General features: G+C 35.5%; 19 protein-coding genes and 1 tRNA gene. 16 read left to right on the forward strand and 4 right to left on the reverse strand.

Features of this window, described 5'->3' with window-relative positions:
* The first annotated feature begins 67 nt into the window (after window positions 1-67).
* Window positions 68-142 (forward strand) — tRNA-Gln (locus GX308_05810).
* Window positions 143-210: 68 nt separating this feature from the next.
* On the opposite strand, the gene lysA is transcribed toward GX308_05810, so the two are convergent.
* Window positions 211-1,467 (reverse strand): diaminopimelate decarboxylase, encoded by a 1,257-nt coding sequence (lysA, locus tag GX308_05815; protein NLK21590.1) that lies wholly within the window; start codon window positions 1,465-1,467, stop codon window positions 211-213.
* Between the two features lie 219 nt (window positions 1,468-1,686).
* Here lysA and GX308_05820 point away from each other — a divergent pair, with 219 nt between their 5' ends.
* The 3 genes from GX308_05820 (at window position 1,687) to GX308_05830 (ending at window position 3,645) form a co-directional block, all read left to right on the forward strand.
* A complete protein-coding gene (locus tag GX308_05820; GenBank protein NLK21591.1) occupies window positions 1,687-3,009 on the forward strand; it encodes a replication-associated recombination protein A in 1,323 nt (440 codons plus the stop codon).
* Between the two features lie 127 nt (window positions 3,010-3,136).
* Window positions 3,137-3,337: a DUF1657 domain-containing protein gene (locus GX308_05825; protein NLK21592.1), complete on the forward strand. Its 201-nt coding sequence runs from the start codon at window positions 3,137-3,139 to the stop codon at window positions 3,335-3,337.
* Between the two features lie 155 nt (window positions 3,338-3,492).
* Entirely contained in the window at window positions 3,493-3,645 is a 153-nt protein-coding gene (locus GX308_05830) for a hypothetical protein (GenBank protein NLK21593.1), read from the forward strand.
* Between the two features lie 177 nt (window positions 3,646-3,822).
* On the opposite strand, the gene spoVB is transcribed toward GX308_05830, so the two are convergent.
* Both spoVB and GX308_05840 read right to left on the reverse strand, forming a co-directional pair.
* The gene (gene spoVB / locus GX308_05835; GenBank protein NLK21594.1) at window positions 3,823-5,358 is read right to left on the reverse strand and encodes a stage V sporulation protein B; all 1,536 of its coding nucleotides are present in this window, start codon (window positions 5,356-5,358) and stop codon (window positions 3,823-3,825) included.
* Between the two features lie 64 nt (window positions 5,359-5,422).
* Entirely contained in the window at window positions 5,423-5,917 is a 495-nt protein-coding gene (locus GX308_05840; GenBank protein NLK21595.1) for a methylated-DNA--[protein]-cysteine S-methyltransferase, read from the reverse strand.
* Window positions 5,918-6,048: 131 nt separating this feature from the next.
* On the opposite strand from GX308_05840, the gene GX308_05845 reads away from it, so the two are divergent.
* Entirely contained in the window at window positions 6,049-6,858 is an 810-nt protein-coding gene (locus GX308_05845; protein ID NLK21596.1) for a GTP pyrophosphokinase family protein, read from the forward strand.
* Between the two features lie 63 nt (window positions 6,859-6,921).
* Here the strand turns inward: GX308_05845 and GX308_05850 are convergent, their stop codons facing one another.
* Complete coding sequence (locus tag GX308_05850; GenBank protein ID NLK21597.1) at window positions 6,922-8,058, reverse strand: class I SAM-dependent RNA methyltransferase; 1,137 nt, start codon at window positions 8,056-8,058, stop codon at window positions 6,922-6,924.
* A gap of 265 nt (window positions 8,059-8,323) precedes the next feature.
* On the opposite strand from GX308_05850, the gene GX308_05855 reads away from it, so the two are divergent.
* From GX308_05855 to eno, 11 genes are all read left to right on the forward strand, one after another.
* Entirely contained in the window at window positions 8,324-8,773 is a 450-nt protein-coding gene (locus GX308_05855) for an Rrf2 family transcriptional regulator (protein NLK21598.1), read from the forward strand.
* A 30-nt stretch (window positions 8,774-8,803) separates the two neighbouring features.
* On the forward strand, window positions 8,804-9,979 hold the full coding sequence (gene nifS, locus GX308_05860) for a cysteine desulfurase NifS (protein ID NLK21599.1): 1,176 nt from the start codon (window positions 8,804-8,806) through the stop codon (window positions 9,977-9,979).
* Window positions 9,980-10,002: 23 nt separating this feature from the next.
* Window positions 10,003-10,440: a Fe-S cluster assembly scaffold protein NifU gene (nifU, locus tag GX308_05865; protein NLK21600.1), complete on the forward strand. Its 438-nt coding sequence runs from the start codon at window positions 10,003-10,005 to the stop codon at window positions 10,438-10,440.
* A 19-nt stretch (window positions 10,441-10,459) separates the two neighbouring features.
* Complete coding sequence (gene mnmA, locus GX308_05870; protein ID NLK21601.1) at window positions 10,460-11,569, forward strand: tRNA 2-thiouridine(34) synthase MnmA; 1,110 nt, start codon at window positions 10,460-10,462, stop codon at window positions 11,567-11,569.
* A gap of 181 nt (window positions 11,570-11,750) precedes the next feature.
* Entirely contained in the window at window positions 11,751-13,430 is a 1,680-nt protein-coding gene (locus tag GX308_05875) for a Na/Pi cotransporter family protein (GenBank protein NLK21602.1), read from the forward strand.
* A 148-nt stretch (window positions 13,431-13,578) separates the two neighbouring features.
* Window positions 13,579-14,607 carry a sugar-binding transcriptional regulator gene (locus tag GX308_05880; protein NLK21603.1) on the forward strand — a complete coding sequence of 343 codons (1,029 nt, stop codon included), beginning with the start codon at window positions 13,579-13,581 and terminating at the stop codon, window positions 14,605-14,607.
* Between the two features lie 85 nt (window positions 14,608-14,692).
* A complete protein-coding gene (gap, locus tag GX308_05885) occupies window positions 14,693-15,679 on the forward strand; it encodes a type I glyceraldehyde-3-phosphate dehydrogenase (GenBank protein ID NLK21604.1) in 987 nt (328 codons plus the stop codon).
* A 93-nt stretch (window positions 15,680-15,772) separates the two neighbouring features.
* The gene (locus tag GX308_05890; GenBank protein ID NLK21605.1) at window positions 15,773-16,969 is read left to right on the forward strand and encodes a phosphoglycerate kinase; all 1,197 of its coding nucleotides are present in this window, start codon (window positions 15,773-15,775) and stop codon (window positions 16,967-16,969) included.
* A gap of 18 nt (window positions 16,970-16,987) precedes the next feature.
* Window positions 16,988-17,737, forward strand: coding sequence for a triose-phosphate isomerase (locus GX308_05895; GenBank protein NLK21606.1), 750 nt, complete (start codon window positions 16,988-16,990; stop codon window positions 17,735-17,737).
* 26 nt (window positions 17,738-17,763) lie between these two features.
* Window positions 17,764-19,308 carry a 2,3-bisphosphoglycerate-independent phosphoglycerate mutase gene (locus tag GX308_05900; protein ID NLK21607.1) on the forward strand — a complete coding sequence of 515 codons (1,545 nt, stop codon included), beginning with the start codon at window positions 17,764-17,766 and terminating at the stop codon, window positions 19,306-19,308.
* A 50-nt stretch (window positions 19,309-19,358) separates the two neighbouring features.
* Window positions 19,359-20,681 carry a phosphopyruvate hydratase gene (eno, locus tag GX308_05905; protein NLK21608.1) on the forward strand — a complete coding sequence of 441 codons (1,323 nt, stop codon included), beginning with the start codon at window positions 19,359-19,361 and terminating at the stop codon, window positions 20,679-20,681.
* Window positions 20,682-20,704 lie beyond the last annotated feature (23 nt).

Genomic DNA, 20,704 nt, shown 5'->3' on the forward strand with positions numbered 1-20,704 from the left:
CGCGCTTCAATGATTTAAAAAGTATAAACGAAAGATAGTTGGTTATAATAACTTTACATATTAATGATGGGTAGTCGCCAAGCGGTAAGGCACAGGACTTTGACTCCTGCATGCGAAGGTTCGAATCCTTCCTACCCAGCCAATTAATTAAGGCACCCCTAGGGGTGCCTTTTGATATAGATATCACTTATTTTAATGATTCGCGAGGGTTTAAATATCATAATAACGAATTAAATCCTCAAGGGTATCTCTTCTACGAATTAACACAGGCCTACCATCTTCCTTGATTAATACTTCTGCAGGACGAAGGCGGTTATTATAGTTAGAACTCATAACATGACCATAGGCTCCAGCATCTAATATTCCTAATATATCTCCCTCTAGAATTTTTGGAAGAATCCTATTCCTAGCGATAATATCACCACTTTCGCAGATGTTTCCTACAATGGTAACAGGTTCCTTAGAATTAGAAGGAATTTCCGTGGCTCTATATACTTCAATATCGTGATGAGAATCATACATAATAGGTCTTTGAAGCACATTAAAACCTAAGTCAGTTCCGATGTATTTATTATCATAGTTTGTTTTAACTGCATGGACAGTACCTAAAAGTATACCACATTCAGCAGATATATATCTACCGGGTTCAATTTTAAAAGTAATTTCTTTTCCATAGGATCTTACCCAATCATTTAGTATAGGGTTTAATTGTTCTCCTAGTTTAGACAAATCCAAGCGGGGTTCGTTATCTTGCTTATGATAAGGGATGCCAAAACCACCACCTAAGTCCACAAATTCTAGGTTATCAAAATTTTTGGCAATAGATAAAAGAGACTTTATTCCTTCGACATAAGGGGCACCATCCATAAATAAGGAGCCGATATGCTGATTGATACCTACTAATTTTAGATTATACTTTTTAAGGAGATCCTTGACCGCAGAAACGAAATTAGGATCTACCCCAAATTTTGTTTCTTTCCCACCTGTTACCACCTTTTCATGATGTCCTGCTCCAACACCGGGATTAAATCTTATTGCAACTGGGCCACCGGGGTTTAATTTACCTAGTAGTTCCAGTTGTGATAAAGAATCAACACTTATTGTGATATTCCTATCAATGGCAAATTGCATTTCTTCTGCGGAGACATTATTGCTAATAAATAATATTTGTTCGGGTTTGAAACCCGCCTTAAGTTCCACATAAATTTCACCGGGGGACATGGCATCTACATTTAACCCTTCTTCGCGAATAATTCTTAGAAGTTGTAAGCTGCTATTTGCTTTTACGGAATAATTAACAGAAATATTAGGGTAAGAAATGAGATTTTTCATTTCTTTACACCTTTCACGAAATATATTTTCATTATAAACATATAAGGGACTACCGTATTCATTGATTAATTCTATTGGGTTAGTATTACCGAAAAAATTACTTTTTTGCGTAACATCTGCATAAAGATATTGCATATTCAAACTCCCTTCTACAAAAAAGCTGATGCTTATTATTAACACCACATTTTTAGACTATATTATCTTTAGGAATCGATGTCAAGTCTTTCAGTGCAATTTGTAGGCTTTTCATGTAATTCTAAGGAGGTTAGGCTCCTTCACATGGCATATTTATTTCCTATGATATATAATACAATATATAATTCTTTTAAAAAAGTATCAATAGAGGTGATAGTATTGGATATTTTTGAATATAACAGGCAAAGAACCATGAAGAACGAATCCCCTTTGGCAGCTAGGATGCGGCCAAGAACATTAGAGGAATTCGAAGGGCAAGGGCATATAATAGGGGAAGATAAATTACTTTATAGGGCTATAAAGGCCGACAAATTAGGTTCTATCATCCTTTATGGGCCTCCAGGAACAGGGAAAACTACCTTGGCTAAAATCATTGCTAATACTACTAAGTCTGAGTTTACACAATTAAATGCTACAACATCAGGCAAGAAAGATATAATGCAGGTGGTAGAAGAGGCAAGAACTAGACTGGGGATGGTATCAAAAAAGACTATACTCTTTATAGATGAAATTCATCGTTTCAATAAAGCTCAACAAGATGCACTCCTCCCTTTTGTAGAAGACGGAACCATCATTCTCATCGGTGCTACTACAGAAAATCCCTACTTTGAAGTGAATAGGGCCCTTGTTTCTAGGTCTAGGATATTTCAATTAAAAAGCTTGTCTAGAGAAAATATTAAAAATCTAATCAAAAGGGCATTAACCAATGAGGAAAAGGGTTTAGGAAGTTACGGAGCGGAGATTTCAGAAGAAGCTTTAGAATTTTTATCAGATGTGTCCAATGGGGATGCCAGAGCAGCTATGAATGCAATTGAGTTAGGGGTTCTTACAACCAACCCTTTGGAGGATGGCAAAATACATATTACTTTAGAAGTAGCACAAGAATGTATTCAAAAGCGAGCATTAAATTATGATAAAAATGGAGATAATCATTATGATACAGTATCGGCCTTTATAAAGAGTATGCGAGGGTCCAATCCGGATGGGGCGGTGTATTATCTAGGGCGGATGTTGTATGCAGGGGAAGATCCAAAGTTTATTTCTAGAAGGATTATAATTTGTGCAGCTGAAGATGTAGGAAATGCAGACCCTAATGCGTTGCAGGTTGCTGTTTCAGCAGCTCAAGCCGTCGATTTTATAGGAATGCCTGAAGGAAGGATAATATTATCCCAGGCGGCTATTTATGTGGCATGTGCGCCAAAAAGCAATGGGGCTTATATAGCTATTGACTCTGCTATGAAAGATGTGAAAAATATTCAAATAAAGGGCATCCCAGCCCATTTAAAGGATGCTCATTATATAGGTGCATCAGACTTGGGTCACGGACAAGGGTATAAATATACCCATGAATATCCTAATAACTATGTTAAACAGCAATATTTACCGAATGAATTAATAGATAAAGTATATTACCATCCTACGGATAATGGGTATGAGGCTGTTATTAAAAAGCTTCAAAATTCAAGAAAAAATTCTATATAAAAGAGCAGCTTTGTTTATTAGTAATATTTTATAATTATATTTTTGAAAAATTAGCAAACAATAATAGAGGATTTCATCTTAAATTATGAAACCAACTACAAAAAATTTATTTTAAGGAGGAAGTTCAATGCCTACAAATACCAAGTTAGAAAAAGCTTTAGCAGGCGCTCAAGGATTATCTGCAGATTTAAAAACATTCTCTCAGGATACGGATGATCAGGCTGCTAAACAAATGTTTGACCAATTATCATGCACAGCACAAAACATTGCTCAATCTATTCAAACAAGGCTAGATTTTGTAAAAGATCAAGAGCCACAGTACAGATAAGAATATCTTATTTACTATTAAGATATTTATTATCTAAGATAATTTTTGATTGGTAAAAAATTCAATAAAAAAATAGGATTTTTAGTAATAAGTTTTATTTTTTTGCTCATACTAACTCTGAAATAAATATTAAACCTTATGAGGAGGATTCATAAATGGACAAAAACAACAAAAGAAACAACAAAAACAACAATAACAAAAACAACAACAGAAACAACAACACAAATTTAGACTTTGCAAACGAACTTGTTCCTGACAATAACAAGAATAACAAAGATAACAAAAATAACAAAAATAACGAAAGATAGTTAAATACAAAAAATCCCCACGGTTGTATCATGGGGGTTTTTGCTGTGAATTAATATTAACTATCAAGAAGAAGTGCCAGATGAAAAACTAAAAAAATCATGATAGAAGAAACAGGATACGAACTGGCTAAAAGTGAAGATGTATAAGATAGGGCAGGTATGAAAACCTGCCCTATCTTATATGCTATCTTTTAACATACGAACATCATCTTTTGAAATACTTTGTAGTAAAAACAGGAAAACAATATAGGTTATACAAGTAATAATAAGTGTTAAAAATAGACTAAACTTTAATGGAAATTTAGCTAAAAAATAAGTATTCATTAAGTATTTTGTTGTTAGTCCAGTGGCTGTAGCAGCTAAAGCAGGTTTTATAATCCATTTGTTAAGTTCAAGGGTAATAGAAGTAAATTTTAGTACCTTTCCTAAATGAAGTAAGGTGGTAACAATTGAGCTCACAATAACTCCCCATATAAATCCAAGAAGTCCAAGCTTAGGAATTAAAAAATACACAAAAGATATACAAATAATAGAATTAATAACATTGTTTTTAAATGTAGTCATTTGCTGTCCTAAACCATTTAATATACCCCCTAAAGTTGATTGGAGATAAAAAAATGGACATATCCATGCCATGGAATAGAGCATACTACCAACATCAGCTTGCTTATAAATTGCTAGCCCTAATTCTTTTGGAAAGACAGAAAAGATACAAGTGGCTCCGATGCCTATTAGGCAGGTAAAATGAATCGATTTTGATACTGTGCGGAGGATTTGTTTGGTATTTTTGACTGCGGAGGCTTCAGAAACAGCAGGGATTAATGCCATGGATAAAGAGCCTGTAAGCATAGAGGGGAAAAATATTAAAGGCATTGCCATGCCACTGAATTTTCCATACACTCCTATAGCCTCGCTATTGGTCATGCCAAAAAGTTGAAGCTGGATGGGAATCAAGATATTTTCAATGGAACTAAGTATTGAAGTTACAAATCTGCTGCCAGTTAAGGGTATTGCCATGGATAGTAAAATACCATAGGATTGAAATAGGGTTAAAGAAGGTTTTTTGGAAAGCTTTTTCTTGCTTTTATTTCTCTTGTAAGAGATAAAGATATAAAGAAATGAGGCAATTTCCCCTATACACATTCCAAGTACGGCTAAGGCACAGGCATAAGACAATCCCTTAGGTATAAAAAGACCAGCTAAAAAATATATTACCATCATCCTTGTTACTTGTTCTAATACTTGGGATATGGCTGGTTTTGACATTTTTTGCATTCCATAAAAGTATCCCTTTATAGAGGAGGCAGCTGCCATAAAAGGAACACAGGAAGCAAGAATTTTCAGGGCTAGAATCGTTCTGGGTTCCCGGATTACCAAAGTAGCTAAAAAGGGAGCAAAAATATAAATAATTGCAGAAATAACACATCCAATACCGATGGATAAACCCACAGAAATTTTTAGTATTCGGTGCATATTTCCATACTCCCTTTTTGCATTTTCTTGGGCAATTAATTTTGAAACACTAAGGGATATGCCGGAGGCAGAGAGTGTCCAAGCAAGCATATAGATAGGAAAAATTAATTGAAATAAGCCCATACCTTCTGCACCGATTAAATTAGACATATAGATTCTATAAATAAAACCTAGAATTCTTGTAATAAAACTGGCAACAGTCAATATAAGTGCCCCTGTTACCACATTTTTTTTAGACATGTAATACCCTCTTTCAATATGGATGGTACTACAATTTATTCTAAGGAAGGTTGTACTATACCAACTAATATTTATTGTAAAGTCTTTTTTCTAGATCCAAAAGATATTTCTTCCTCCATACTCCTTCTGCATAACCTACTAGGTTCCCATTGGCTCCTATAACCCTATGACAGGGAATAATAATTGCAATAGGGTTGTTATGATTTGCATTTCCCACAGCCCTTGCGCCCTTAGGATTTTTAATCATTTCCGCTATTTCTTTGTATGTAGAGGTTTTGCCATAGGGGATGCTCACAAGGGCGGACCAAACCTTTTTTTGAAAGTCAGTTCCATTGATTAATAAAGGAATCGAGAATAAATTCCTTTTGCCTTTAAAATATTCATCTAATTGAGTGATACATTCGGTTAAACAAGTAGGAACGCTATCTTCAATAATAGTAGCAGTTTTTTCACAAAAACTTATGGATGTAATACCTTCTTCATAACCGGATATTTTTATATAGCCAATGGGGGAATCATAATATAAAAAGTATTCATTCACATTTTCAGCTCCTTCCATATAAATATTTGGATTATAGATTGTAATTATATACTATGATGTTTTAGTTGTGAACCCCATGTATTTTTTGTATAATGAAGGGTAGAAATTACAAAAGATATGCCATTAAGAAAATAAGGAAGTGAACTACGATGGATATTAATGAATGGAAAAGGCTACTAATTCCATATAAACAAGCGGTAGAAGAGCTCAAGGTTAAATTTAAAAGTCTTAGAGATGAATATAGAAAATTAGACGAATATTCCCCTATTGAATTTGTTACAGGAAGAGTAAAGAAAATATCCAGTATTTTAGAAAAGGCTAAAAAGAAAGACATATCTATAAATGAAATAGAAGAAAGGATAGAAGACATAGCTGGAATCCGAATAATGTGCCAATTTGTTAAGGATATCGATAAAGTCGTTGAATTAATAAGAAATAGGGATGGAAAGGATTTAAAGATAATAGAGGAAAGAGATTATGTTAAAAATATTAAGGATAGTGGATATAGGAGTTACCATATAATAATATTATATCCCGTTCAAACATCTCTAGGAGAAAAAAAGATACTAACGGAAATTCAGATTCGGACCTTAGCAATGAATTTTTGGGCAACTATAGAGCATTCCTTAAGGTATAAATACAATAAAGATATGCCTAAGTATATACATAAGCGATTGATAAAGGCGGCAGAAGCAGCTTTTACCCTAGACCAAGAAATGGCTGAAATAAGACAAGAAGTTTTAAAAGCCCAAGAGCTATTTCAGACAAAATCGAATGTTGTGGCAGATATATTTAGAAGTATCCAAAACCTGTACAATATAAGTGAATTAGAGGAGGCAGGGGAGCTATATCAAAAGTTTTGGGAACTATGGGAAGAAGGAGACTTACAAAAATTAGAGGAATTCAATAGAAAATTAGATACTTTAGCAGAAGTATATGGTGCACAAAGATTAATGTAATTAATATACATCCAAGAAAAAATCCTGTCCCCCTTTGGAGCGACAGGATTTTAAATTTTTCTACTATGCATTTTTGGGTTTTTGTCCAAAATACTGATAATAATCGACCTTAATTCTTCCATTATACAATTTTCTTCTTTTATTTGCTTTTTTGCCATATAGGGATTCGAATGCTTCAACAGAAGTAAGGATATATGTAGACCATGTGGGTTCGTTTTTAAAAATTTGACCGAGGGTATTATACAGCTTGGCTACTTCTTTTTCTTCTCCAAGTCTTTCACCATAAGGGGGATTGCTAATCAAAATCCCATAGGGTTTATCTATTATTATTTTTTTTACGTCTTTTACTTCGAAATTAATACAATCATCCACTCCTGCCTCTAGGGCATTTTCTTTAGCTATTTCTATAGCTTTAGGATTAATATCCGATGCATTAATATTTAATACAATATCATGATTAATTTTTCTAAATGCTGATGTCCTTTCCATTTTCCATATTTCTTTCCCAATCTGGGGCCATGATTCACAGGCAAAATTTCTATTTAATCCAGGGGCAATATTTTTTCCTATTAAGGCTGCCTCTATAGGAATAGTGCCAGAGCCACAAAAAAAGTCATATAGGGCTCTCTTTTTGTTCCAATAACTAATTTGAATAAGAGCAGATGCTAATGTTTCCTTAGGTGGAGCCTCTACCGCCTCATTTCTATATCCCCTTTTATGGAGACCAATTCCACTGGTGTCGATAGTAAGAGTTGCCACATCTTTTAAAATAGATATTTGTACCGTATATTCAGGACCTGTTTCGGGGAACCAATCGATATGGTATTTCTGCTTTAACTTTTCAACAATAGCCTTCTTAACAATAGATTGACAATCAGGAATGCTATATAGTTTAGACTTAACCGATTTTCCTAGTACTGTGAACTTTGCATCTTGGGTAATCCATTCCTCCCATGGAAGGGCTTTTGTTTTTTCAAACAGTTCCTCAAAGCTAAATGCGTTAAATTCTCCAATCTTAAGCAGAACCCTATCTGCGCTACGGAGCCATAAATTAGTGTGAACGATGGATTCTATATCTCCTGTAAAAGTTACTTTACCATCTGAGGCAAGCACATCTTTATATCCTAAAGTAACTAATTCGTTCTTTACTACTGATTCTAATCCAAAAGGAGCTGTAGCTATTAAAGTTAGATTTTCCATAAAATTACTCCTTAAATTAAAGTGAATTATTAATATCTTCTCCATTTTAACATAAATAATAACAAAATCATATTAAATTCTTATTGACTAGTATACTTAATGCAGTATACAATTAAAAATATATAATCATATAAATTTGCTGTGAATAGTATGTTTTTAGGGGGAAAAGATACACTTAAAATATATTGACAGTAAAATTATAAAGTGATATTCTTAAACAGGAATACCGACTATAAAAGTAGGAATTAAATCTTGAGGTGAGAGTATGAAATTATCTACTAAGGGAAGATATGGATTAAAGGCAATGCTTGATTTAGCAGTTCATAGTCAGGATAGGCATATTGCATTAAGACATATCGCAGAAAGGCAGGAAATATCCGATCACTATCTAGAACAATTAATTGCAGTCCTTAGAAAATCAGGACTAGTTAAAAGTATAAGAGGGGCCCAGGGAGGATATAGTTTAGCGATGCCTCCTAGACAAATAACCGTAGGAGATATTCTTAGAGCCTTAGAAGGCTCACTAGCCCCTGTTGACTGCGTTAGTGAAGGTATTAATGCTGAGTGCACAGAGTGGGATTGTTGTGTGACGAGACTTGTCTGGAAAAAAATCAGGGATAAAATCAATGAGGTTGTTGATTCGATTACCCTTGAAGATTTATTAAGAGATTATGAAAAGCTAAATGTCGATAGGGAGTATATGTATTACATCTAGCTCTTATGTTTAGGTGAGGAGTGGTTTAAAATGCAGAGAATTTACTTTGATCATGCAGCTACAACTTCAACAAGACAAGAAGTCGTGGATGCTATGATTCCATATTTTACCGAGAATTTTGGTAATCCTTCAAGTATATATGAAATTGCAAGAATAAATAAAAAGGCTCTAGACGAATCTAGGGATAAGATTGCGAAACTCTTAGGAGCTGATTCTAGGGAGATCTTTTTTACCAGCGGAGGAACGGAAGCAGATAATTGGGCTATAAAAGGAATAGCCGAAAGTTATAAAGATAAAGGTAATCATATAATTACTTCTACTACTGAGCATCATGCGGTACTTCATACTTGCGAATATCTTCAAAGCAAGGGATATGAAGTAACCTATCTTCCTGTGGATGAATTCGGAAGGATTAATCCGGAAGATGTAAGAAATGCAATCAAAGATACAACCATATTGATTACTATAATGTATGCCAATAATGAAATAGGTACTATTCAGCCTATAGAAGAAATAGGTCGTGTGGCAAAGGAAAAAGGAGTGATTTTCCATACTGATGGGGTTCAGGCGGTAGGACATATCCCTATTGATGTTAAGGAAGCCAATGTAGATTTATTATCTCTTTCAGGACATAAATTCCATGGTCCTAAGGGTATTGGGGCATTATATATAAGAAAAGGAATAAAAATAAAACCTCTTCTTCATGGAGGTGCCCAAGAAAGGGGACGAAGAGGTGGAACTGAAAATGTTCCAGGGATAGTAGGCCTAGCTAAGGCATTAGAATTATCAATTAAGGATATGGAAAAAAACAATAAAAAAATGTTGGAGCTTAGGGATACCATAATTGAGGGGATTACCGAAAAGGTAGACCATGTGAAATTAAACGGACATCCGATTCATAGGTTGCCTAATAATATAAATTTTACCTTTGACTTTATTGAGGGAGAATCTTTGTTACTTCTATTGGATATGAAGGGTATATACGGCTCTAGTGGTTCTGCTTGCACTTCAGGTTCCTTAGATCCATCCCATGTATTACTCGCCATTGGGCTTCCCCACGAAAGGGCCCATGGTTCCCTTAGAATTACTATAGGGGGTGAAAATACCAAAGAAGAAGTAGACTACTTTTTGGAGGTTTTACCTCCTATTGTACAAAGATTAAGGGATATGTCTCCTTTATACGAAGCTTATATAAAATCTAAGTAATAATTTAAAAAGAGGTGCTTATTATGTACAGTGAAAAGGTTATGGACCATTTTATGAATCCGAGAAACGTTGGAGAGATTGAAAATGCTTCAGGGGTAGGAACAGTTGGAAATGCAAAATGCGGAGATATTATGAAAATATATCTTGATATAGAAGGGGAAATTATTAAAGATGTTAAGTTTAAAACCTTTGGTTGTGGGGCAGCTGTTGCAACTAGCAGCATGGCAACAGAACTAGTTAAAGGAAAAACAATACAAGAGGCAATGAAAATAACAAACAAATCAGTTATGGAATCCCTAGATGGTCTTCCACCAGTAAAGGTCCATTGCTCAATATTGGCAGAGGAAGCTTTGCAAGCTGCCCTTTGGGATTATGCTCAAAAAAATGAAATCATAATAGATGGATTAAAACCACCAGTCGATAATGAACATCATCATGCCATCCTTGACGACAACCAATGAAGTATCTGAGGTAGCTTAAATGACGAAGAAAAAGGTTGTTGTTGGGATGTCCGGTGGAGTTGATAGCTCTGTAGCGGCATATATTTTAAAAGAACAAGGTTATGATGTAATCGGTATGACAATGCAGATTTGGCAGGATGAATTAAGGGATGAAGTAGGAGATAACGGTGGATGCTGCGGATTATCCGCCGTTGATGATGCAAGAAGAGTGTGTCAAAAACTAAACATTCCCCATTATGTAGTAAACTTTAAAAGTGATTTTAAGGACAAAGTAATAGATTACTTTATAGATGAATATTCCAAAGGGAAAACTCCCAACCCGTGTATTGCATGCAATCGCTACATTAAATGGGAATCAATGTTATCTAAGGCTCTTCAATTGGGGGCAGATTATATTGCTACAGGGCACTATGCAAAAGTTGTGCATTTACCTAAGAGGGATAGATATGCCCTTAAGGTATCTACGGATACAGGTAAAGATCAAACCTACGCCCTATATAATCTTACTCAGGAACAATTAAGACATACATTAATGCCCCTAGGGAATTATAATAAATCTGAAATTCGCAAAATAGCCCAAGATATAGGATTAGGTGTTGCGACCAAACCAGATAGTCAAGAAATATGTTTTATTCCCGATAATAATTATGGGGCATATATCGAAGAAAATTATAAAAAGCCTATTGCCCCTGGAAATTTTATAGACATTAAGGGCAATATTTTAGGAAAACATAGGGGTATAATATATTATACCGTGGGACAAAGAAAGGGCCTTGGTGTTTCTTTCGGGAAACCAATGTTCGTTATAGGTATAAGACCTGAAAGCAATGAAGTGATATTAGGAGAGCATGAAGAAGTATTTAGTAAAATCTTATATGCACATAAGATTAATTTTTTTCCTATGGAAAAAATTGAGGGTTCTATAAAAACCATGGCAAAAATTCGTTATAGCCATAGGGCTGCCACCTGTACCATAGAGATGCAGGATGATAATACGCTAAAATGTACCTTTGATGAATCCCAAAGAGCAATTACCCCTGGACAGGCTGTAGTATTTTATGATGATGATATAGTAATAGGCGGAGGTACCATTTTATGTGGGAAAAATGAATACATACAAATAAAGTAAATCCTTGGTATAGCCAGGGATTTTTCCTTCTAAAAAAAATAACAAAAAAACTGATTAAAATTTAAAAAAGTTGGATATATATCATAAAGGAGTGGTAAAATATTAGAAAGGGTTGATTTTATTTTTTTGAACATGATAGAATATTACGGAATGCATGGGAAAATACATTAGGGGGAGAGCCATGGGAGATTATACTAAGATTTTATTTGCTTTTATTGGTGGCTTAGGTTTGTTTATTTATGGTATGCAGATTATGGGGGATGGACTTCAAAAATCTGCAGGTAATAAAATGAAAAAATTATTAGAGGTACTTACTAGCAATCGACTAATGGGTGTATTGGTTGGAGCCGGGGTTACAGCTATTATTCAAAGCAGCTCAGCAACTACAGTTATGATAGTAGGGTTTGTTAATGCAGGGCTGATGAATCTAGCCCAGGCGGTAGGAGTTATCATGGGTGCTAATATAGGGACAACTGTTACAGGATGGATTGTTTCTAGTGCAGAATGGGCAACATTTTTTAACCCATCCGAATTAGCTCCTATTGCAATTGCAGTAGGGGTTGCCATGGTTATGTTTGCAAAGAAAAAGAATATAAAACAAATCGGTGAAATTATTGCAGGATTCGGTATTTTATTTTTGGGATTAGAAATGATGTCAACAGCTGTAAAACCACTTAGGGATCTTCCTGCCTTTGGGAGGTTATTTATAAGTTTAGGTCATAATCCTATCTTAGGGGTTTTGGCAGGTTTTGCAGTTACAGCGATTATCCAAAGTAGCTCGGCTTCAGTAGGTATTTTGCAAACCTTAGCAGCAGCCTCTCTAGTGCCATGGAATGCAGCAATTTACATTATAATGGGACAAAATATAGGAACTTGTGTTACGGCTATGTTTTCCAGTATTGGCGCAACCAGAACTGCCAAACGGGCAGCCTACATACATCTTTTGTTCAATATACTAGGAACGCTGATATTTTCGATAGTAAGTGTGATTTATCTTTATTTTATTAATCCAGAGTTTGGATTAGGATTAATTAATATGACAGAAGTTAGTATAGTACATACTATTTTTAATATCTCAAATACTATTATGCTTTTCCCTTTTGCAGGTACGCTGGTATACTTATCGAGTAAATTTGTTAGAGGTGAAGATGAAGAGGATGAAAGTGGTCTTCATCATTTAGATGAGCGTATATTGGAAACACCTAGTTTTGCAGTAGAAAATGCTATTAAGGAAGTAATAAGGATGGCTAATCTATCAAAGGAAAATACAAGAGTAGCCATGGAAGCCCTATTAGAAAGAGATGACAAAAAAGTAGAGCAGGTATTAAAAAGAGAAAAAAATATAAACAAGCTAAATAGAGCGATAACCCCATATCTAGTTAAAATATCTAATTCACCCCTTAATGAAAAACAAAATACTATAGTTACAGGATTATTTCATACTGTAAATGATATAGAAAGAGTAGGAGACCATGCTGAAAACATTGCAGAATTAGCACAGTTTGCTATAGATGAAAAGGTGCAGCTTTCGGAATCCGCTATTTTAGAATTAAAAACAATGTCAGAAAAATGCATCGAATGTTATGAAACTGCAATAATAGCAAGGCAGCAAGATAGCCCTGAGCTTGCAAAAGCTGTCGAACCTCAGGAAGAAATGGTAGATAAGATGGAAAAAGAACTTAGGACAAGACATATAGAAAGACTTTCACAAAATGCTTGTGATTCTACATCTGGGATTGTATTTTTAGATGTAATAAGCAATCTAGAAAGAATATCCGACCATGCTTCTAATATTTCATTAACCATTTTAGACGAGCATGGTATAGTAAGTAGTACATCAAATAAGAAGAAAAATTTATGATAGCCTTTATATATTTTCAGAAATTAACCTTGATATTTTGTATGATATTCGTTACAATATAAACGAAGATGCAAAGCATCTTTTTTTTCGGACCACGTGGGACTAAAATCGTACGGTGGGACAAAGATGTTCCCGAAGGGCGTGTACAATGAAAGATTTATCCATAGTACTAAGAAAGATTATTCCTGAAGGTATTTTAGATTTAGAAAGAAGATATGGAATTTTAAAAGCTATAATGTATTCCGAACCCATAGGAAGAAGGGTTCTATCAGCCAATCTTAATATCTCTGAAAGAATCATCAGATCTGAAATTGACTTTCTAAAACATAATGGTTTTATAAGAGTTACTTCTTTAGGAATGGAAATTACCTCAGAAGGATACACTATTGTTCGGGACTTAAAAAAGTTGATTTATGAGATAAGAGGTTTAAATGAAATTGAAAATCGGATTGCCAAGCTTTTAGATATTAACAAAGTTGTTATTGTACCAGGCAACTCCGATCAAAATGAAACAATCAAGAAGGACATTGGTAAGGCAGCTGCCTCGATTTTTGAAAGCATCATTAAACCAAGAAACATTATAGCAGTTACTGGCGGAACTACTGTAGCTCAGATGATTAAGGAGATTCAAACTTTTAATAATAATTATAAAGATATTGTTGTTCTTCCTGCTAGGGGGAGCATAGGAAAAAGAGTTGAATATCAATCAAATACCTTAGCTTCGCTATTGGCACAGAAGTTAGGGGCAGAATATAAATTACTTAATATACCTGATCATCTAAGTAAAAAGTCTTTGGATAGCATCAGTAAAGAGCCAGAAATTCAAGATACCCTCCAAAGGATTTCTCACACTGATATTCTAATTTTTGGTATTGGTAACGCAGTCAAAATGGCAAAGCGAAGAGGACTCCAAGAACCAATTATAGATTTTCTAAAAAGAAAAAAAGCCGTTGCAGAGGCTTTTGGATATTATTTTAATTCATCAGGAGAAATTGTATATAATTCTCGTTCAGTGGGTATAAAATTAGAAGAGATTAAAAGAATTCCTTATATGATTGCTGTTGCAGGGGGAACTTCAAAAGCAGAAGCTATTATGGCTACAGGGCATCTTATTAAAAATGGATGTATCGTAATAGATGAGGGTGTCGCAGATGAAATTATTAGATGCAAAAAATAATAATATATGTTATTATATTGTAGGAATATGATTAACATATTCTTACAATTAAAATAAAATTAAAAATATTTAGGAGGAATGAAAAATGGCAAAAGTTGCAATTAACGGTTTTGGACGTATTGGACGTAACGCATTTAAGGTAGCAATCGAAAGAGGAATGGATATAGTTGCAATCAATGATTTAACTGATCCAAAAACATTAGCACACTTATTAAAATACGATTCTTGTTTTGGTAAATTTGAAGGTACAGTTGAAGTTAAAGAAGGCGCTTTAGTTGTAAATGGAAAAGAAGTCAAAGTAACAGCTGAAAGAAATCCAGAAAATCTTCCTTGGAAAGAACTTGGAGTAGATATAGTAATCGAATCTACAGGTATTTTCAGAAGTAAAGACCAAGCGCAATTACATATCAATGCAGGTGCAAAAAAGGTTATTATTTCTGCTCCTGGTAAAGGAACCAAATCCATCGTTATGGGTGTTAACGAAGGAGATTATAACCCATCTGAAGATAATATTGTTGATAATGCTTCCTGCACAACAAATTGTTTAGCACCATTTGCAAAAGTTCTTAATGATAATTTCGAAGTAAAAAGAGGAATTATGACAACTGTTCACTCTTACACAAATGACCAAAGAATATTAGATTTACCTCATGAAGATTTAAGAAGAGCTCGTGCTGCTGCTGAGTCAATCATCCCTACAACAACAGGAGCTGCTGAAGCAGTTGCAAAGGTTATTCCATCTCTCAAAGGAAAATTAACAGGTATGGCTATGCGTGTACCTACTCCTACAGTATCTGTTGTTGACTTAACTGTGGAATTAGGAAAAGATGTAACTGTAGAAGAAGTTAATGCTGCTCTTAAGGCTGCTGCTGATGAAAAGGTATTAGGATACACCGATGAACCATTAGTATCTATCGATTTCAAAAAAGATTCTCGTTCTTCTATCGTTGACGGATTATCCACAATGGTAATGGGTGGAAATATGGTTAAAGTTGTTTCTTGGTACGATAATGAATGGGGATACTCCAATAGAATTGTTGACCTTACACAATATATTGCAGAACGTTTATAATAATAATAGGTAGACCAACAGAAGGTCCGGTTTTGTAGTAGTAACTATAGGACCGGGCCTTGTTTTATATAGATTATCCGAGGAGGGAACTAAATGTTAAACAAAAAATCAGTAGATGATATACAAGTTAAAGGAAAAAGGGTATTGGTTAGATGTGATTTTAATGTGCCTCTAAAAGATGGGGAAATCACCGATGAAAATAGATTGGTTGCGGCACTTCCAACCATTAAAAAATTAGTGAATGACGGTGCCAAAGTGATTCTTTGCTCACACCTTGGAAAGCCAAAGGGAGAAGCTAAACCAGAATTATCCTTAGCACCGGTGGGACAAAGATTAAGTGAGTTATTAAACAAAAATGTAGTGTTTGCAAAGGATGATAATGTTGTTGGTGATAATGCAAAAAGAATAGTAGCTTCTATGAAAGATGGGGATATTGTTCTTCTCGAAAACACTAGATACCGCAAGGAGGAAACTAAGAATGGTGATGATTTTAGCAAGGAATTAGCTTCCCTTGCAGATGTATTTATAAACGATGCATTTGGAACTGCTCACAGGGCACACTGCTCTAATGTAGGCGTTACTAACTTTATTGAAGGAGATTGTGCTGTTGGATATCTAATGCAAAAAGAAATTGAATTCTTAGGAAATGCAGTCGATAACCCAGTAAGACCTTTTGTGGCTATCCTTGGTGGAGCAAAAGTATCTGATAAAATTAATGTAATCAATAATCTTCTTGATAAGGTAGATACTTTGATTATCGGTGGAGGAATGGCCTATACCTTCTTAAAAGCAATGGGAAATGAAGTTGGTATGTCTTTACTAGAAGCTGACAAAGTAGAATATGCTAAAGAAATGATTGAAAAGGCTAAGGTAAAAGGGGTAAACTTCTTACTTCCTGTTGACCATGTGGTAGCCCAAGAATTTAAAAATGATACAGAATTTAAGATAGTTCCAAGGGGTGGAATTGACCCTGATTGGGAAGGCTTAGATATAGGACCAGAAACTAGAAAAGCCTATGCAGATGCAGTAAAAGATGCTAAAACAGTTGTATGGAATGGACCTATGGGTGTGTTTGAATTTGAAAACTTTGCCAAAGGAACCATGGCAGTAGCTGAGGCATTAGCAGCAACAGATGCAACAACCATTATTGGTGGCGGAGATTCGGCTGCAGCTGTGAACCAATTAGGCTTTGGAGATAAAATGTCCCATATTTCAACTGGTGGAGGAGCATCCCTAGAATTCCTAGAAGGTAAAGAATTACCTGGAGTAGCAGCGGCAAATAATAAATAAATTTATAGGAGGTTTCTTATGCGTAAAAAGATTGTAGCAGGTAATTGGAAAATGAATAAAACTCCTGCAGAAGCGATAAAATTAGTAGAAGAGTTAAAACCACTGGTAGATACTAGCGAGGTGGATGTAGTATTTTGCCCACCATTTGTTTGTCTTCCTGCTGTATTAGATGCAGTTAAAGGAACAAACATTGCCGTAGGTGCTCAGAACATGTATTACGAAGAAAGTGGTGCTTATACTGGAGAAGTTGCCCCTAATATGTTAACAGAACTAGGTGTAAAATATGTAATTATTGGGCACTCTGAAAGAAGAGCTTATTTTGCAGAGACCGATGAAACTGTAAATAAAAAAGTTCTAAAGGCCATAGAACACAATTTAATCCCCATTATTTGTGTGGGAGAAACTCTAGAGCAAAGAGAACAAGGTATTACAATCGATTTGGTCCGCCTCCAAACCAAAATTGCCCTAAAGGACGTTCCAGGAGACAAAGCTAAAAATGTGGTGATTGCCTATGAGCCAATTTGGGCAATAGGGACAGGTAAAACTGCTACATCAGCTCAAGCCGAGGAGGTATGTGCAGCTATTCGCCAGGTAGTAGGCGAAATTTATGATTCTTCTGTTGCAGAGGAAGTTCGTGTTCAGTACGGTGGTAGTGTCAATGCAGGGAATGCAAAAGAACTTTTTGGCATGGGCAACATTGATGGAGGGTTAGTTGGAGGAGCAAGCTTAAAACCTGAGTTTAGCAAAATCATAAATTATAATGACTAAGGATTATCTATAGAAGGAGCATAAAAATGAGTAAGAAACCAACCGTATTAATGGTGCTTGACGGTTTTGGACTAAATGACCGCTGTGATGGTAATGCTATATGTAAAGGAAATACCCCTGTATTAGACAGCATTATGAAAAACTACCCCTTTGTCCAGGGTTATGCCAGTGGGATGGATGTAGGTCTCCCAGAGGGACAAATGGGCAACTCCGAAGTAGGACATCTAAACATTGGAGCAGGTCGAATTGTATATCAAGAACTGACAAGAATCACAAAATCAATCCAAGATAGGGACTTTTTTGAAAATCCTGAATTACTTAGTGCTATAGAAAACTGCAAACAATATAACTCAGCCCTTCACTTATTTGGACTTTTATCTGATGGTGGGGTTCATAGTCATAATACTCACCTATATGCCCTACTTGAATTAGCTAAAAAGTTCAATTTATCTAAAGTATATGTACATGCCTTCCTAGATGGTAGAGATACTCCCCCTGCCTCAGGCAAAGACTTTGTTCAGCAGCTTCAAGATAAAATGGATGAAATAGGTATAGGGAAGATTGCTACCGTTATGGGTAGGTACTATGCAATGGATAGGGATAATCGTTGGGAAAGGGTAAAGCTAGCCTATGATGCTATGGTATTAGGGGAAGGAGATAAATGTGAAAATGCAGTAACTGCCGTAAATTTATCTTATGATAGTGAGATATTTGATGAATTTGTACTGCCTACAGTTATTGTCTCTGAAAAGGACCCAGTTGCGAAAATAAAGGCAAATGACTCCGTTATTTGCTTTAACTTTAGACCTGACAGGGCTAGAGAAATCACAAGATGTTTCTGTGACGAGGATTTCCAAGGGTTTGAAAGAGTAAATGGACTTTTTCCTGTAAAATACATATCATTTACCGAGTATGATATTACAATAAAGAATAAATCTGTAGCATTTAAACCTACAAGACTTACAAAAACTTTTGGTGAATATTTGGCAGAAAAAGGCCTAAAACAGCTTCGTCTTGCGGAAACTGAAAAATATGCCCATGTTACATTCTTTTTCAATGGGGGAGTAGAAAAGCCAAATCAGGGAGAAGACCGTATATTGGTTCCATCCCCCAAGGTTGCAACTTATGATTTGCAACCAGAAATGAGTGCGGTAGAAGTTACAAATTACCTTGTTGAAGCGATTACCTCTAAAAAGTATGATGTCATTATTATAAATTACGCCAATCCCGATATGGTAGGGCATACAGGAATTATGGAAGCTGCAGTTAAAGCTGTAGAAACAGTAGACACCTGTGTAGGGCAAGTTTTAGATGCAATACTTAAAGTGGATGGCCAAATGTTCATATGCGCCGATCATGGTAACTCTGAACAATTGGTTGATTATGACAATGGAGAACCTTTTACAGCCCATACAACAAATCCAGTGCCATTTATTCTAGTGAATGCAGGGGAAGGTATAAAATTAAAAGAGGGTGGGAAACTAGCAGATATTGTACCAACTCTTCTTGAACTGATGGGGCTTGAAAAACCGGAAGAAATGACCGGTTCTTCACTTCTTATTAGGAAATAGATAGTAGTCTATTTTATTATAAATAATTTAAATACGAAAGGAGAACTAAAATGAAAGGATACTTAGAAATTTTAGATGTATTTGCAAGGGAAGTACTCGACTCCAGAGCAAATCCTACTGTTGAAGTAGAAGTAATTGTAGATGCAGAAGGCAGACAGGTTTTAGGTCGAGCTGCTGTACCTTCAGGAGCATCTACTGGAGCTTTTGAAGCTGTTGAACTTAGAGATGGTGGAGATAGATATGTTGGTAAAGGAGTTCAAAATGCAGTAGATAATGTAAATAATATTATTGCAGAAGAAATCATAGGAATGAATGCCCTTGACCAAGTTGCAATTGACGAAAGAATGATTGAATTGGATGGTACACCTAATAAAGCTAAGTTAGGAGCTAATGCAATTCTCGGGGTATCTATGGCTGTAGCAAAGGCAGCTGCTGAGGCTCTAGATATGCCATTATATCAATACCTCGGAGGATTTAATGCCAAGGTACTTCCTGTACCTATGATGAATATCCTAAATGGAGGGGAACATGCGGATAATACTGTGGACCTTCAGGAGTTCATGATTATGCCTGTTGGTGCTAAGACATTTTCTGAAGCACTAAAAATGTGCGCCGAAATCTATCATAATCTTAAAAAAGTACTACACGATAAAGGATTGTCTACTGCAGTAGGCGACGAGGGAGGATTTGCCCCCGATTTAGCATCTTCAGAAGAAGCAATCCAAGTAATTATTGATGCAGTGGAAAAGGCAGGATATAAGCCTGGGGATGATATCCGTATAGCTATTGATGCAGCAGCCTCCGAATTGTATGACGAAGAAACAAATAAGTATCATTTCCCTGGGGAAAGTAAAATGAAGGGGCAAGAAGTGGTGAGGACTTCTGAAGAAATGGTTGCTTACTACGAAGAACTAGCAAATAAATTCCCAATTATCTCCCTAGAAGACGGATTAAACGAAGAAGATTGGGAAGGCTGGAAGCTATTAACTGAGAGGCTTGGAAGTAGAATCCAATTAGTTGGAGACGACTTGTTTGTAACAAATACCGAAAGATTATCAAGGGGTATCGAAGAAGGGGTTGCAAATTCTATTCTTATTAAGGTAAATCAAATTGGTACTCTAACAGAAACCTTTAATGCCATCCAAATGGCAAATAGAGCAGGGATGACTGCCGTGATTTCCCATAGATCAGGGGAAACAGAGGATGCAACCATTGCGGATATTGTTGTAGCTGTGAATGCAGGACAAATTAAAACAGGAGCACCTTGCCGCTCTGACCGTGTTGCAAAATACAATCAATTACTTCGTATTGAAGAAGAGTTAGATGATGTGGCTCAATATTTAGGATTGGATGCATGGTTTAATCTTAATTAGTTGATATACAATTTAAAGATAAA

Source organism: Candidatus Epulonipiscium sp., from assembly GCA_012519205.1.
Lineage (GTDB): Bacteria > Bacillota > Clostridia > Lachnospirales > Defluviitaleaceae > JAAYQR01.

Coding starts and splice junctions, on each gene's coding strand:
- lysA (NLK21590.1), bottom strand. CDS start 1,467: ATGCAATATCTTTATGCAGATGTTACGCAAAAAAGTAATTTTTTCGGT.
- GX308_05825 (NLK21592.1), top strand. CDS start 3,137: ATGCCTACAAATACCAAGTTAGAAAAAGCTTTAGCAGGCGCTCAAGGA.
- GX308_05830 (NLK21593.1), top strand. CDS start 3,493: ATGGACAAAAACAACAAAAGAAACAACAAAAACAACAATAACAAAAAC.
- spoVB (NLK21594.1), bottom strand. CDS start 5,358: ATGTCTAAAAAAAATGTGGTAACAGGGGCACTTATATTGACTGTTGCC.
- GX308_05840 (NLK21595.1), bottom strand. CDS start 5,917: ATGGAAGGAGCTGAAAATGTGAATGAATACTTTTTATATTATGATTCC.
- GX308_05845 (NLK21596.1), top strand. CDS start 6,049: ATGGATATTAATGAATGGAAAAGGCTACTAATTCCATATAAACAAGCG.
- GX308_05850 (NLK21597.1), bottom strand. CDS start 8,058: ATGGAAAATCTAACTTTAATAGCTACAGCTCCTTTTGGATTAGAATCA.
- GX308_05855 (NLK21598.1), top strand. CDS start 8,324: ATGAAATTATCTACTAAGGGAAGATATGGATTAAAGGCAATGCTTGAT.
- nifS (NLK21599.1), top strand. CDS start 8,804: ATGCAGAGAATTTACTTTGATCATGCAGCTACAACTTCAACAAGACAA.
- nifU (NLK21600.1), top strand. CDS start 10,003: ATGTACAGTGAAAAGGTTATGGACCATTTTATGAATCCGAGAAACGTT.
- mnmA (NLK21601.1), top strand. CDS start 10,460: ATGACGAAGAAAAAGGTTGTTGTTGGGATGTCCGGTGGAGTTGATAGC.
- GX308_05875 (NLK21602.1), top strand. CDS start 11,751: ATGGGAGATTATACTAAGATTTTATTTGCTTTTATTGGTGGCTTAGGT.
- GX308_05880 (NLK21603.1), top strand. CDS start 13,579: ATGAAAGATTTATCCATAGTACTAAGAAAGATTATTCCTGAAGGTATT.
- gap (NLK21604.1), top strand. CDS start 14,693: ATGGCAAAAGTTGCAATTAACGGTTTTGGACGTATTGGACGTAACGCA.
- GX308_05890 (NLK21605.1), top strand. CDS start 15,773: ATGTTAAACAAAAAATCAGTAGATGATATACAAGTTAAAGGAAAAAGG.
- GX308_05895 (NLK21606.1), top strand. CDS start 16,988: ATGCGTAAAAAGATTGTAGCAGGTAATTGGAAAATGAATAAAACTCCT.
- GX308_05900 (NLK21607.1), top strand. CDS start 17,764: ATGAGTAAGAAACCAACCGTATTAATGGTGCTTGACGGTTTTGGACTA.
- eno (NLK21608.1), top strand. CDS start 19,359: ATGAAAGGATACTTAGAAATTTTAGATGTATTTGCAAGGGAAGTACTC.